Consider the following 12,627-nt stretch of genomic DNA (forward strand, 5'->3'; position numbering starts at 1 on the left):
CGGGCCGTTCGTTTGGCTTTGCGTCTCGCTCCCGAATTGCTTTGAAGTGGATGCGATGATCGAACGCTGCTCCCGCCGATTTCGCCTGTTACTTCCGCTGCTGGTCTTTGCTGCGCTTCCGGGCCCCGCACAGGCCGCCGAGCTAGACGGCGCGGCGCTCGGCTGGGCGTGGGGCGTGCCGTTTGCCGGCATCCTGTTGTCGATCGCGCTCGGACCGCTGCTGGCGCCGAAGATCTGGCACGCGCATTACGGCAAGATCGCCGCTGGCTGGGCCGCGCTGGCACTGGCGCCGATTGCGATCGTCTACGGCTGGGACATCGCGCTGGCATCGCTGATCCATGCGTTGCTCGCCGAGTATCTCAGCTTCATCGTGCTGCTGTTCGCGCTGTTCACGGTGTCGGGCGGCATCCTGGTTACCGGCACCATCCGGGCAACGCCGCTGCTCAACACCGGACTGCTTGCCGTGGGCACGGCCTGCGCCAGCCTGATCGGCACAACCGGCGCCGCAATGGTGCTGATCCGGCCGCTGATCCGCGCCAATGCGGGACGGCAGCACAACGTCCATGTCGTGGTGTTCTTCATCATCCTGGTCGCCAATATCGGCGGCGCGCTGTCGCCGCTCGGCGACCCGCCGCTGTTCGTCGGCTTCCTGCGCGGCGTCGATTTCTTCTGGCCGTTGCAACACCTGTGGCAGCAGACCCTGATCGTCGCCGGCGTCCTGCTGGTGGTGTTCTATCTGCTCGACCGCTGGTATGCGCGGCACGATGCGCCGGCCAAAACCGCCGAGGCACCGATCGGATTTCGCGGCGGCATCAATTTCCTGCTGATCGCCGGCATCATCGCCACCATTCTGGTCTGCGCGCAGTGGCATCCCGGCATCGAGTTCGACGTTTACGGCACCAAGGTCGGGCTGCAGAATCTGGTGCGCGATGCGATGCTGGTGGTGCTGGCACTGCTGTCGCTGTGGTGGACCGCGGACGAGCATCGCGCGGCCAACGGCTTCACCTGGGAGCCGATCCGCGAGGTCGCCAAGCTGTTCGCCGGGATCTTCGTCGCGATCATCCCGGTGCTGGCGATGCTGCACGCCGGCAAGAGCGGGCTGTTTGCGCCGCTGTTGGAGGCGGTGACGGCGAGCGACGGCACGCCGCGCGAGGTGCCGTATTTCTGGTTCACGGGTCTATTGTCGGCGGTGCTCGATAACGCGCCGACCTATCTGGTGTTCTTCGAGCTGGCAGGCGGCCGCCCCGCCGAGCTGATGGGGCCGCTCGCCGGCACGCTCGCGGCGATCTCGATGGGCTCGGTCTATATGGGCGCGCTGACCTATGTCGGTAACGCGCCGAACTTCATGGTCTATGCGATCGCCACCGAGCGCGGCATCAAGATGCCGGGCTTCTTCGGCTACGCGCTACGGGCTGGCCTGGTGCTGATCCCGCTGTTCCTGCTGCTGACGTTCCTGCCGATCGTCCCGAACCTGCGGCTGCACTGAGCCGCAAGGGGCGTCACTTGCTCTGCGGCGCTGTAGCGGCGGGGGCAGGGGGCAGGCCCGGCGTGTGCTTCGGCTTCAGCGTACCGACGTAGAACGATACGCCGCCGACCAGCACGACGCAGATCGCGTACACGAGATAGGCTTGCGGAGGCTTCGTGGCCCAACCCAGCAAGCCGCGAAAAGACATCCGCTCTGGCGCTTGATTTGTCATGGCGGCGTTGTGCGCGATTTGAGAGCGAACGCAAGCTGGAAAATCGCGGCGATATCTCGTCCTGTCCCCGAAACGGTACGGTCGAAGCCTGATCAATGACCACTGACGTCTTTTGTGGCAATGTTTGAAGTGGCCCGCGACTCGGCCGCTGGAGGCTCCTTGACCGCAAATATCGTCATCGACCAGTGCTTGGCTACCTTCTTGCTATTGCAAATGACTTGCAAGAAGCTGTGCGAGCCTGCATTGTGATGCGATGGATGCAAGATCGCCGCAGATGACAGCCGAACCCTCGCCGGCACCGGAGCAGACCACGGGGTGGCGGTTGGCGCGCGGCGAGCCGTCGCTCGCCGGGATGTTCGGGACTGTGCCGACCCGGGCCAAGGGTCCGTTCTGGCGCAAGCTGATCGCCTTCCTCGGGCCTGGCTATCTGGTCGCTGTCGGTTACATGGACCCCGGCAATTGGGCGACCTCGCTCGCGGGCGGCTCCAAATACGGCTACGCACTTCTCACCGTCGCGCTGGTCTCCAACATCATGGCCGTGGTGCTGCAGTCGCTGTGCACGCGGCTCGGCGTCGGCGCGGGCAGGGACCTCGCCCAGGCCTGCCGCGACGCCTATCCGCGTTGGGTCTCATGGCCGCTGTGGCTGTCGGCTGAGATCGCCATCACTGCCACCGATCTTGCCGAAGTGATCGGCACTGCGATCGGGCTCAATCTGTTGTTCGGCATTCCGCTCGAGATCGGCGTGCTGATCACCGCGGCCGACGTGTTCCTGGTGCTGGCGCTGCAGGCGTTCGGCTTCCGCTGGATCGAGGCCTTCGTGGTGGCGCTGCTCGGCGTGATCGCGGCGTGCTTTGCGGTCCAGATCGCAATGGCCGATCCGGATTGGGGCGCGGTGATCCGCGGCTTTGCCCCGACCACGCGGGTGCTGACCGAACCCGGCATGTTGTATCTGGCGCTCGGCATCCTCGGCGCCACGGTGATGCCGCATAATCTCTACCTGCACTCCGGCCTGGTGCAGACGCGCGGTTTCGGGACGAGCCCCGCCGAGAAGCACGAAGCGATCAAACTCGCGACCTTCGACTCCACGATCGCGCTGACCTTCGCGCTGAGCATCAATGCGTCGATCCTGATCCTGGCGGCCGCAACCTTCCACCATGCCGGCAAGACCGATATTGCCGAACTCGACCAGGCCCACGCCTTCCTGGCGCCGCTGCTCGGCTCGACGCTGGCGCCGACGCTGTTCGGCATCGCTCTGCTCGCCTGCGGCCTGAACTCGACCATTACCGCCACGCTGGCCGGCCAGATCGTGATGGAAGGCTTCATCCAGATCCGGATCAAGCCATGGCTGCGACGGATGGTGACGCGGCTGATCGCAATCGTCCCGGCGGTTGCGGTGACGATCATCGCCGGCGAGAAGGGCACTGGACAGCTCCTGATCCTCAGTCAGGTGGTGCTCAGCCTGCAACTGCCATTTGCCGTGGTTCCGCTGGTGGTGTTCACCGCGAGCCGGGCGAAGATGGGCGAGTTCGTTGCGCCGCGCTGGCTCACCGCCATCGCATCGCTGATCGCCGCGATCATCGTCGTGCTGAATATCAAGCTGGTGTTCGACTACGCGACCGGCGGATAGTGCACCGACGCGCAGCATTCGAGCGTTCGGATCTGCCCGTTGAACAGAACTGATGCCTGATCAACCACGCTTCTGCTCATCCGATCCCGCTTTCGTAGGGGCATGACGCTGCGCGAAGTACTGAGCGGGCGTGCTTCCAAGCGCCTTCTTGAACATGGTGATGAAGGCGTTGACGGACTCGTAGCCGAGTTCGGCCGCAACGTTCTGCACCGCTTCGCCGCTCGCGAGTTCCCGAAGGGCGACGACGAGGTGAAGTTGCTGCCGCCAGCGTCCGAATGTCAGACCCGTCTCGCGGATCAGCAGCCGCGCCAACGATCTTTCACTCATCGCGACCTGCTTTGCCCAATCGTTCAACGTCCTGCGGTCGGACGGCTCGGCTGTCAGAGCATCGGCGATGGCCCGGATTTTGGGATGGCTCGAAATTGGCAGGTTGAACCGCTCTCGCGGCATGTCAGCAAGTTCATCCAGCAGCACGCGCGCCATTCGCGCTGCATGGCTGTCTGCGGGATAGTCCGCGCGCTCATCGGCCAGACGCTCGACTAGTTCTCGGATCAGCGGAGAAATCGCCAGCGTGCAACTGGAACGGGGCAGGTTCGCGGCTTCCGGCTCGACGAACAGGTAGTTGAGCTGGGCATTGGCAGTTGCGCGCGCGCTGTGAGGCACGCCGCCAGGAATCCATACCCCGCAGTTGGGCGGCACGATCCAGATTTCATCGGCGGCCGTGCAGGTGACGGCGCCGTGCAGGGCGAGGATCAGCTGCCCCTTCCGATGCACATGCAACGGCACCTCCGACTCATGGTCCGAGAAATGCAGCCGATGGGCGACCGCCGGCAGACGCGTCAGGTCGGGGTCGAAGACGGAAACGACAGATTGCGCGGGCATACGAATGGCCGTTTTCAGGGATTTTATGTCGTAATACCGAATTTATTCGCTTCTGCAAATTGGTCACAACTGGCGTCATGAACACCATGCCGTCGGGACGTCCCCTTTGACTCAGACCTACCCAGCAGCGCGCCAGGCGCTGGCGAACTTCCTCCGCCAGCCCGCCAGGAAGGAAGATGCCGATGCGATCCTGTTTTCGGCGAAGAGTTTCGCCGCGGCGATGCTCGCGTATTATGTTTCACTGCGGATCGGGTTGCCGAAGCCGTTTTGGGCCATCGTCACGGTCTACATCGTCTCCCAGACATCTGCGGGAGCCTCGGTCAGTCGTGGCGTGTATCGGTTCGCCGGGACGTTCGTGGGCGCAATAGCGACCGTCGCGATCGTTCCGAACTTCGTCAACGATCCGATCGTGTGCTGCCTGATCCTCGCCGGCTGGATCGGCCGTTGCCTGTTTCTCTCGCTGCTTGATCGCACACCACGAGCGTATGCTTTCGTCCTTGCAGGCTACACGACCAGCCTGATCGGCTTCCCAAGCGTACTTGACCCTGGCGCAGTCTTCGACACGGCTTCCTTGCGGGTCCAGGAGATCTGCATCGGCATTCTCTGCGCAGTTCTGATTCATCGATATGTTTGGCCGAAGCCGATCACGGGCCAGTTCACCGGCAAGCTATCGGCGATGCTGCAGGACGCTCGCCGGCTCGCGAGCGTCGCGCTGACGGGATTGTCGGAAGAGAACCGGCAACGACGCGAACAGCTCGCTGTCGACCTTCTGATGATTCAGGGGCTGGCGACACATCTTCCATACGATTCCGCATCTGCAAGGCCCCGCCGGCAGACGGTGCAGCTCATCCATGACCGGCTTGCTCGGCTTCTGCCACTCACGGCCGAAATCGAGGAGCGCGTACGTTCTCTCGACATCGAGCGCGCAGCTACGATCGATGAACCGGCCGCGTTGGTCGCTGATGTGGGAGGCTGGATCGCAGCCAATCAGCCGGATGATGATCAGCAGGCGGAAGCTGCTCGTCTGATCGGGCGTGCGAGATCAATTCAGAAATGTTTGGGCACGGACGCGACAATGCCTGTCGACCGGGTAGGTGCCAACCTTGCCGGCCATCTGGCGGAGATGATCGGCCTGCTGAACGACTGCGACAAGCTCAGTCAGAGCATGACCGCCAGCCGGCGCGTCCGAAAAGCAGCGGCGCTGCACGGCCCCGAGCTTGCAAAGGGGTACGTCTATCACCGCGATCCATGGATGGCAGCCCGCGCAGCGTTCGGGGCGATGGTCGGCATCCTCGGCGGCTGCGCTTTCTGGATTTGGTCGGCGTGGCCCGACGGCGGAACGGCAGTCTCGATTCTCGGCGTCTGCTGCACCTTGTTCGGAAACGTCGACACACCTGTACCATTTGTCGTGAAGTATATCGTCGGCTCGATTTTCGGCGTGCTGCTCAGCCTGTTCTACAGCTTCGTCATCCTTCCCCATGTGACCAGCTTTGCAGTGCTTGTCGCGGTCCTCGCTCCGGCGTTCCTGTTCGCCGGCTCTCTCCAAGCGCGCATGCCGACGGCCTTCATGGCGATGGGCATCACGCTCACCATTCCGATCCTGTCCGGGTTGGGCACCAGCTACACCGGTGATTTCGCCGCCTCCCTCAATATGACGATCGCGCTTTTCGTGGCGGTTGGATTTGGAGCGGTCAGCATGTCGATCTTCCAGACCGTACCGGTCGACGTCGCGATCAATCGGCTGCTGCACCTCAGTCGACGGGACGTCGGCCGCCGCGCTTTGGGCGGCGCGCCGAACGAGGCGCGTTGGACAAGTCTGATGATTGACCGAACGGCGCTGCTGCTGCCGAGGCTGCGAGCGGCAAGGACTGCCTATGCAGACGTGCTTGACGGTACGCTCCGGCTTCTTCGTATCGGTCACGTCGCCGGTCAGCTTCGCAAGATGATCCCGCAGGTCAAGGGCGAGGCCCGCGCTGCAATAGAAGGTCTTCTTAACGATATTGCCGCGCACTTTGGTGGCAGGAGACCGACGACGCCAGCCGTCCTGATCGATTTCGATCAGCACATTGAGCGGCTGACGGCGATGATGGAGCACAGCTCACAGAAAAGCCGGTCGCGGATATTCGATCTGCTGATCGACCTGCGTTTCGCGCTCGGCGCGAGTGGAGCAGCCAAGAAAGGAGCCCTGGCTGATGATCGCTGATCTGAATATCGGAGGCGTCTTGATCCCCGGCCTCGTCGTCGTTGCGTTCATCGGGTTGATCATCACGATCGCGACGATGCGCATTTGCACCGAGATCGGCGTCTCGCGCCTGTTCGCCTATCGGCCGCTCGCCGAAATCGCCATCTTTGTCATCGTCTGCGGTCTGCTGATGCAGTCCCTGCCAATGATCGGACTGTCATTGTGAAATCGCTTGGATCACTGCTCGGCCACTATTCGCTGACGCTCTGCGTCTTCGTTGTTTCCGGAATCGTCGCCCTCCAGGCTTGGAGCCATTACGAACGAACGCCCTGGACACGCGACGGCAGGGTAAGCGTCGATGTGGTGCAGATCGCGCCGGAAGTCTCGGGAACGATCCGCACCGTACTGATCGCGGATAATCAGTATGTAAAACATGGCGACGTTCTCTACGAGATCGACCCGGAGCGGCTGCGGCTCGCCGTGACGCTGGCGGACGCTGACGTCGAGGCGAAGTACCAGGATATGCTGGTGCGGCAGGCCACGGCTCAGCGGAAGCAGCAACTCAAACTGAATGACGTGGTCTCACAGGAAGCGCTCCAGCAATCGAGCGGCGCGGCGGCGATGGCCACTGCGGCCTATCAGGCGGCGGTGGCAACACAGGAGCTGGCCAAACTCAATCTTGCACGCTCGGTCATTCGTTCCCCAGTCGACGGGTATGTCACCAATTTGAAGCTTCGGCCCGGCGACTATGCGACCGCCGGCGTGACAAATGTCGCGATCCTCGACGGAGCGAGTTTCTGGATCACCGGCTATTTCGAAGAGACGAAACTCCAGAAAATCCGTGTGGGAGCTCCGGCGCGGGTCAAGCTGATGGGCTTCGATCAGCCGGCGTCCGGACATGTCGAGAGCATCGGTAGAGGCATCGAGAACAGCAACGAAACACCCGGTCGTTTCGGTCTGCCGAATGTGGCGGCGACGTTCTCATGGGTGCGTCTTGCCCAGCGCATCCCGGTCCGCATCCATCTCGATCGGGTGCCTTCCGGCGTCGAGCTGGCCGCGGGCATGACCGCAACGGTCGAGATCATTCCCGCCGAAGTCGAAGCGAATGCGGGGCAGCGGTCATGATGCGGGCTCGCGCTTCTGCTGTCCCATTGACTCACCAGGTGGAGCGGAGAGGGAGGTGATGGACCGAGCGCCGCCAGGTCGCGAGGCTGCTGCTAGTCCTGCGGCTCCGGCTGCATTTCGCCGGAGGCATCGACCCGCAGCCAGCCGCTCGGCGCCAGCCGCTGCTGCGGCAGGTAGCGGCCCTTGTAGTCCATCTTCTTCGAGCCTTCGATCCAGTAGCCTAGGTAGACGTAGGGCAGGCCGAGGCGCCGCGCGCGGGCGATGTGGTCGAGGATCATGAAAGTGCCGAGCGATCGGTGCTGTTCGTTCGGCTCGTAGAACGAATACACCATTGACAGCCCGTCGCCGAGCACGTCGGTCAGCGCCGCGGCGATCAGCTCGCCGCCGCGACCGGTGACACCGGTGTCGGGCGTGCGCTTGCGATACTCGATCATCCGGGTCTGGACGTGGCTGTCCTCGACCATCATCGCGTAGTCGAGCACCGTCATGTCGGCCATGCCGCCGTGGCGATGGCGCTGGTCCAGATAGGCGCGGAACACCGAATACTGCTCGGAAGTCGGCACCGGATTGCGCTGCTCGCCGACGAGGTCGGCATTGCGGGCCAGCAGCTTGCGCTGGTTGCGCGACGGTTTGAATTCGTTGGCGATCACCCGCACCGAGACGCAGGCCCGGCACTGATCGCAGGCCGGGCGATAGGCGATCGACTGGCTGCGGCGGAAGCCGCCATGGGTGAGGAGGTCGTTAAGTTCGCCGGCCTTGTTGCCGACGAGGTGGGTGAACACCTTGCGTTCGTGCCGGCCCGGCAGATACGGGCACGGCGAGGGGGCCGTCAGATAGAATTGCGGTGTGTCGCGCGAGTGCTGGGTCACGTCGGGTCGTCGGCCTCCAACGTGACCAGCATCGCCTTACGTCCGTCTCCGGTCAATCGCTTTCGCCCTTAGTAGGAGCGCGCCGGCTGGGAGGCGGGCACGGTGCTGTTGATAATCACAGTTCCGAGTACGATGTCGTGCAGCAGGCGGCGGCGGGCATTGAACAGCCCGACCAGCAGCACCAGCGGCGTCAGCATCGACAGCGACAGCCAGAACAGGAAGGCGTGCGCAGCGCCGAGCACGAAGTAGCCGGGCTCGCCGGTCCAAGTGGTCAGCTCGAGGCCCATGGTCCGCATGCCGATCGTCGCCGAGTGCGGACCGCCGAGCGAGGCGCCGTAGTACACCAGCGCCCAGATCACCGACAACGGCGAGACCAGCCAGAACAGCGTCCAGCCGATGCCAAGCGTCACCAGGCCGAACATTGCGATGAAGACCGTGACCACCAGCACCGGGATGGTGAGGACGACGAGGTCGATCAGGAACGCGAAGACGCGCTTGGTCAGTACGCCTTGAAACAGTTCCGGATTGAGCCAGGGATCGAACGCCGCCGGCCGCACCTCGCCGCCGCGCCAGCCACTCCCGCCATAGTCAGCCATCAGTCTGCTCCCCGTTGCACCGCTCCGACAGAACGGTGGTCGGGTTCGACATGGCGACGGCGGGCACGCCTTGCAAGGCTGCCGCGACATTACAAACCCTCCATTGATCCACCGGCGACCGGCGAATCGATGGAGGGTTGAAGGAGGCCAGGAGGGAGACTTAGCCCTGCTGCCGCAGCTTTTCGGCCGCCGCCGGCGCAAAGTAGGTCAGCACGCCATTGGCGCCGGCGCGCTTGAAGGCGAGCAGGCTTTCCATCATCGCCCGGTCGCCGTCGAGCCAGCCGTTGTTGGCGGCAGCGGCGATCATCGCGTACTCGCCCGACACCTGATAGGCGAAGGTCGGCACCCCGAAGGTGTCCTTCACGCGGCGAACGATGTCGAGATACGGCATGCCCGGCTTGACCATCACCATGTCGGCGCCTTCGGCGAGATCGAGTTCGACCTCCCGGATCGCCTCGTCGGTGTTGGCCGGGTCCATCTGGTAGGTGCGCTTGTCGCCGGTCAGCGCCTTGGCCGAACCGATCGCGTCGCGGAACGGGCCGTAGAAGGCGGACGCATACTTGGCCGCATAGGCCATGATCTGAACGTCGAGATAGCCGGCGGCATCGAGCGCTTCGCGGATCGCGCCGATCCGGCCGTCCATCATGTCCGACGGCGCGATCACGTCGCAGCCGGCCTGGGCCTGCACCAGCGACTGCTGCACCAGCACCGCGACGGTCTCGTCATTGAGGATGCGGCCGTCCTCAATCAGGCCGTCATGGCCGTGGCTGGTATAGGGGTCGAGCGCCACGTCGCACAGCACGCCGATCTGCGGGAATTCCTTCTTGATCGCGCGAACCGTCTTGCAGATCAGGTTGTCCGGATTGGAGGCTTCGGTGCCGTGCTCGTCACGCAGCGACGGCTCGGTGAACGGGAACAGTGCGATGCACGGGATATCGAGCTTGGCGGCGCGCTCGGCGTCGCGGACGATCTGGTCGACGCTGAGTCGCTCGACGCCCGGCATCGAGGCGACCTGAACCCGCTGGTTGGTGCCGTCGATCACGAACATCGGCCAGATCAGGTCGTCAGTGGTCAGGACGTTCTCACGCACCAAACGACGAGCCCACTCGGTCTTGCGGTTGCGGCGCGGACGGATGGTTAGATCGAGCGGCGGAGCGGCGGGCCGGGTCGAGGGGTCACGAATCTCGATGGGACGGCCGAACTTGATCGCCATGGTGCCAACTCTCCCTGCAGGCTCTGCTGTGTTCATGGAAAATAGCATTTTGGCACCCCCGCGTCACCGCACTGTTGATTTGGCGCAATCAGAATGTTCCGTGGCGATCACAGCCGATTGATTTTGCTGGCCCGGCGGGCCAAGACTCAGGTCAGACCGCACCGCACCACCACCGATCCGGTAGCCGAGCCGCATGTCCGAACTTCCACCACGCGAACAACCGCCGAGAGACCAGGCGATTTCGGTCGCGGCGATCTCGCCGGAGCGGCCGGACAATCATGAGAACGACTGGACGCGGCGCCTGGTGCTGTTCCTGCGGGTGATGGCGGTGCTGTCGGTCGCCAAGGGCCTTTACCACTGGGCGCAGATCACCGGCTTCGTCGGCGGCGAAGACGATGCGTTCGAGGTCCAGACTATGGCCTGGCAGACCGCCACCATCTATTTCGCGGTGATCGAGCTGGTCGCCGCCGTCGGGCTGTGGCTCGCGACGCCGTGGGGCGCCGTGGTGTGGCTGACGACCGTGGTGTCGATGGCGGTGATCGAACTGATGTTCCCGACCATCTATGGCGGCAGCCTGCTGGTGGTGCTCGGCGAAGCGCTGCTGCTCGCCGCCTATCTGGCGCTCGCCTGGATGGCGGCGCGCGAACGGCCGCCATAGCGCGTGCGGCGAGCGCTGCCGCATCACGCAAGGCGGCGCCGGATCGACAATAACCACAACAAAGGGGGAGACCATGGACCAGCTTCATTCCGGCGGCACCGGCGGCAGCCTGATCATCAATGCGATCGCGCGCTACGGTGACCGTCCGGCAATCGCCGACGGCAGCATTCGCTGGAGCTATCGCGAACTGGGTGACGCGGTCGGCCGCTTCATCACGCTGTTTCGCGACTGCGGCCTCGCCAAGGGCAGCGCGCTGTCGATCCTGTCGTCGAACCGCGCCGAATCCTGGGCCGCGATCTGCGCCGCCACGGTGATGGGCATGCGCTACACGCCGCTGCATCCGATGGCGGCAGAAGACGACCATGCCTTCATCATCGAGGATGCCGAGATCGATGCGCTGATCGTCGAAGGCGGCAAGTTCGCCGCGCGCGGCGAGGCGATCCGCGTCCGCGTGCCTGGGCTGAAGCATCTCTTGTCGTTCGGACCGGTGCATGGCGCGCGCGATCTGCTGGACGGCTTCGCAGCGGTTCAGCCGGCGCCGCTGGTCGACGACAGCGTGACCTCCGACATCGCGTGGCTGGCCTACACCGGCGGCACCACGGGCCGCTCCAAGGGCGTGATGATCCCGCATCGCGCGCTGACCACGATGGCGGTGATCCTGTATTCGGATTGGGACTGGCCCGCCGACATCCGCTATCTCGCCGCCACGCCGATCAGCCACGCCGCCGGCGTCACGGTGTATCCGGTGATGATGCGCGGCGGCTTCACGCGGCTTGTGCAGGGCTTCGAGGTCGAGTCGTATTGCCGCGTCATCGCCGAGGACAAGATCACCGCGGTGTTCCTGGTGCCGACGTTGATCTACGCGCTGATCGATGCGCCGCAGGTGAGGGCGCGTCACGACCTCTCGTCGCTCGACATGATCGTGTATGGCGCCGCACCGATGTCGCCGGATCGCTTGCGCGAGGGCATCAAGATCTTCGGCAACGTGTTCGTGCAGCTCTACGGCCAGACCGAAGCGCCGCAATGCATCACCACGATGCGCAAGGTCGACCACGACGACTCCAAGCCCGGACGCCTCGGCTCATGCGGGCGGCCGAGCCCGTTGCTCGACGTCAAGCTGTTCGATTCCGAGATGCGCGAAGTCGGCACCGGCGAGCCCGGCGAGATCTGCGTGCGCGGCACGCTGGTGATGGACGGCTATTGGAAGCGGCCTGAAGCGACGGCGGAAGCGTTCCGCGGCGGCTGGCTGCACACCGGCGACGTCGCTGTGAAAGACACGGACGGCTATCTCTATATTGTCGACCGCACCAAGGACATGATCATCTCCGGCGGCTTCAACATCTATCCGCGCGAAGTCGAGGATGCGTTGATGGCGCACCATGCGGTGGCGTCCGCTGCGGTGATCGGCGTGCCCGACGACAAATGGGGCGAGGCCGTCAAAGCGTTCGTGGTGCTGAAGCCAGGCGCCAACAACGACGCCGCCGAGCTGCAGGCGCACGTCAAAGAGAAGCGCGGCGCGCCGTGGTCGCCGAAGTCGATCGACTTTGTCGAAGCGATTCCGGTGACCGGTCTCGGCAAAATCGATCGCAAGGTGCTGCGTGCCCCATATTGGGAAGGCCGCAACCGCGGCGTCGCGTAAACAAGCTCGCGGCATTTTATCGAAACGCGGTCCGGATAGGGTTGTGAAGACCTTAACCGGATCGCGGACGCGGCGCCGGATCCGTTACGCAGATCTTTCAAATTCGAACGAAGCTGTCTTCAAATGCGACACGGGCATC

General features: G+C 64.0%; 12 protein-coding genes. 7 read left to right on the forward strand and 5 right to left on the reverse strand.

The window, feature by feature from the left end; genetic code table 11:
* Positions 1 to 55 precede the first annotated feature (55 nt).
* Complete coding sequence (locus tag VRZ08_RS00685) at positions 56 to 1,486, forward strand: sodium:proton antiporter (protein ID WP_414531249.1); 1,431 nt, start codon at positions 56 to 58, stop codon at positions 1,484 to 1,486.
* Between the two features lie 13 nt (positions 1,487 to 1,499).
* Here VRZ08_RS00685 and VRZ08_RS00690 read toward each other — a convergent pair whose 3' ends face one another.
* Positions 1,500 to 1,673 (reverse strand): hypothetical protein, encoded by a 174-nt coding sequence (locus VRZ08_RS00690; protein ID WP_414531250.1) that lies wholly within the window; start codon positions 1,671 to 1,673, stop codon positions 1,500 to 1,502.
* 277 nt (positions 1,674 to 1,950) lie between these two features.
* Between VRZ08_RS00690 and VRZ08_RS00695 the strand changes: the two genes are divergently transcribed.
* Complete coding sequence (locus VRZ08_RS00695) at positions 1,951 to 3,324, forward strand: Nramp family divalent metal transporter (protein ID WP_263988515.1); 1,374 nt, start codon at positions 1,951 to 1,953, stop codon at positions 3,322 to 3,324.
* Between the two features lie 60 nt (positions 3,325 to 3,384).
* Here VRZ08_RS00695 and VRZ08_RS00700 read toward each other — a convergent pair whose 3' ends face one another.
* Complete coding sequence (locus VRZ08_RS00700) at positions 3,385 to 4,206, reverse strand: AraC family transcriptional regulator (protein ID WP_414531251.1); 822 nt, start codon at positions 4,204 to 4,206, stop codon at positions 3,385 to 3,387.
* A 106-nt stretch (positions 4,207 to 4,312) separates the two neighbouring features.
* On the opposite strand from VRZ08_RS00700, the gene VRZ08_RS00705 reads away from it, so the two are divergent.
* From VRZ08_RS00705 to VRZ08_RS00715, 3 genes are read left to right on the forward strand one after another with little or no spacing between them, the layout of a single operon-like run.
* Complete coding sequence (locus VRZ08_RS00705) at positions 4,313 to 6,409, forward strand: FUSC family protein (RefSeq protein WP_414531252.1); 2,097 nt, start codon at positions 4,313 to 4,315, stop codon at positions 6,407 to 6,409.
* Positions 6,399 to 6,614 (forward strand): DUF1656 domain-containing protein, encoded by a 216-nt coding sequence (locus tag VRZ08_RS00710; protein ID WP_414531253.1) that lies wholly within the window; start codon positions 6,399 to 6,401, stop codon positions 6,612 to 6,614. Before VRZ08_RS00705 ends, VRZ08_RS00710 begins: the two co-directional genes overlap by 11 nt.
* Complete coding sequence (locus tag VRZ08_RS00715) at positions 6,611 to 7,513, forward strand: efflux RND transporter periplasmic adaptor subunit (RefSeq protein WP_414531254.1); 903 nt, start codon at positions 6,611 to 6,613, stop codon at positions 7,511 to 7,513. Before VRZ08_RS00710 ends, VRZ08_RS00715 begins: the two co-directional genes overlap by 4 nt.
* 92 nt (positions 7,514 to 7,605) lie before the next feature.
* Here the strand turns inward: VRZ08_RS00715 and VRZ08_RS00720 are convergent, their stop codons facing one another.
* From VRZ08_RS00720 to hemB, 3 genes are all read right to left on the reverse strand, one after another.
* On the reverse strand, positions 7,606 to 8,382 hold the full coding sequence (locus tag VRZ08_RS00720) for an arginyltransferase (protein WP_107355818.1): 777 nt from the start codon (positions 8,380 to 8,382) through the stop codon (positions 7,606 to 7,608).
* A 68-nt stretch (positions 8,383 to 8,450) separates the two neighbouring features.
* Positions 8,451 to 8,978: an RDD family protein gene (locus VRZ08_RS00725; RefSeq protein WP_107344640.1), complete on the reverse strand. Its 528-nt coding sequence runs from the start codon at positions 8,976 to 8,978 to the stop codon at positions 8,451 to 8,453.
* Positions 8,979 to 9,138: 160 nt separating this feature from the next.
* Positions 9,139 to 10,191 (reverse strand): porphobilinogen synthase, encoded by a 1,053-nt coding sequence (gene hemB, locus VRZ08_RS00730; RefSeq protein ID WP_346294655.1) that lies wholly within the window; start codon positions 10,189 to 10,191, stop codon positions 9,139 to 9,141.
* Between the two features lie 193 nt (positions 10,192 to 10,384).
* Between hemB and VRZ08_RS00735 the strand changes: the two genes are divergently transcribed.
* Together VRZ08_RS00735 and VRZ08_RS00740 are read left to right on the forward strand one after the other, a co-directional pair.
* Positions 10,385 to 10,849, forward strand: a complete 465-nt coding sequence (locus VRZ08_RS00735) for a DUF6163 family protein (RefSeq protein ID WP_107344642.1) — start codon at positions 10,385 to 10,387, stop codon at positions 10,847 to 10,849.
* 73 nt (positions 10,850 to 10,922) lie between these two features.
* A complete protein-coding gene (locus VRZ08_RS00740; RefSeq protein ID WP_414531255.1) occupies positions 10,923 to 12,488 on the forward strand; it encodes an AMP-binding protein in 1,566 nt (521 codons plus the stop codon).
* Positions 12,489 to 12,627 lie beyond the last annotated feature (139 nt).

The organism is Rhodopseudomonas sp. G2_2311 (assembly GCF_047501505.1).
Lineage (GTDB): Bacteria > Pseudomonadota > Alphaproteobacteria > Rhizobiales > Xanthobacteraceae > Rhodopseudomonas > Rhodopseudomonas palustris_H.

What these genes read in the sequence shown, in the direction of transcription:
- VRZ08_RS00685 (WP_414531249.1), top strand. Translation starts at nt 56, where the DNA reads ATGATCGAACGCTGCTCCCGCCGATTTCGCCTGTTACTTCCGCTGCTG.
- VRZ08_RS00690 (WP_414531250.1), bottom strand. Translation starts at nt 1,673, where the DNA reads ATGTCTTTTCGCGGCTTGCTGGGTTGGGCCACGAAGCCTCCGCAAGCC.
- VRZ08_RS00695 (WP_263988515.1), top strand. Translation starts at nt 1,951, where the DNA reads ATGGATGCAAGATCGCCGCAGATGACAGCCGAACCCTCGCCGGCACCG.
- VRZ08_RS00700 (WP_414531251.1), bottom strand. Translation starts at nt 4,206, where the DNA reads ATGCCCGCGCAATCTGTCGTTTCCGTCTTCGACCCCGACCTGACGCGT.
- VRZ08_RS00710 (WP_414531253.1), top strand. Translation starts at nt 6,399, where the DNA reads ATGATCGCTGATCTGAATATCGGAGGCGTCTTGATCCCCGGCCTCGTC.
- VRZ08_RS00725 (WP_107344640.1), bottom strand. Translation starts at nt 8,978, where the DNA reads ATGGCTGACTATGGCGGGAGTGGCTGGCGCGGCGGCGAGGTGCGGCCG.
- hemB (WP_346294655.1), bottom strand. Translation starts at nt 10,191, where the DNA reads ATGGCGATCAAGTTCGGCCGTCCCATCGAGATTCGTGACCCCTCGACC.
- VRZ08_RS00735 (WP_107344642.1), top strand. Translation starts at nt 10,385, where the DNA reads ATGTCCGAACTTCCACCACGCGAACAACCGCCGAGAGACCAGGCGATT.
- VRZ08_RS00740 (WP_414531255.1), top strand. Translation starts at nt 10,923, where the DNA reads ATGGACCAGCTTCATTCCGGCGGCACCGGCGGCAGCCTGATCATCAAT.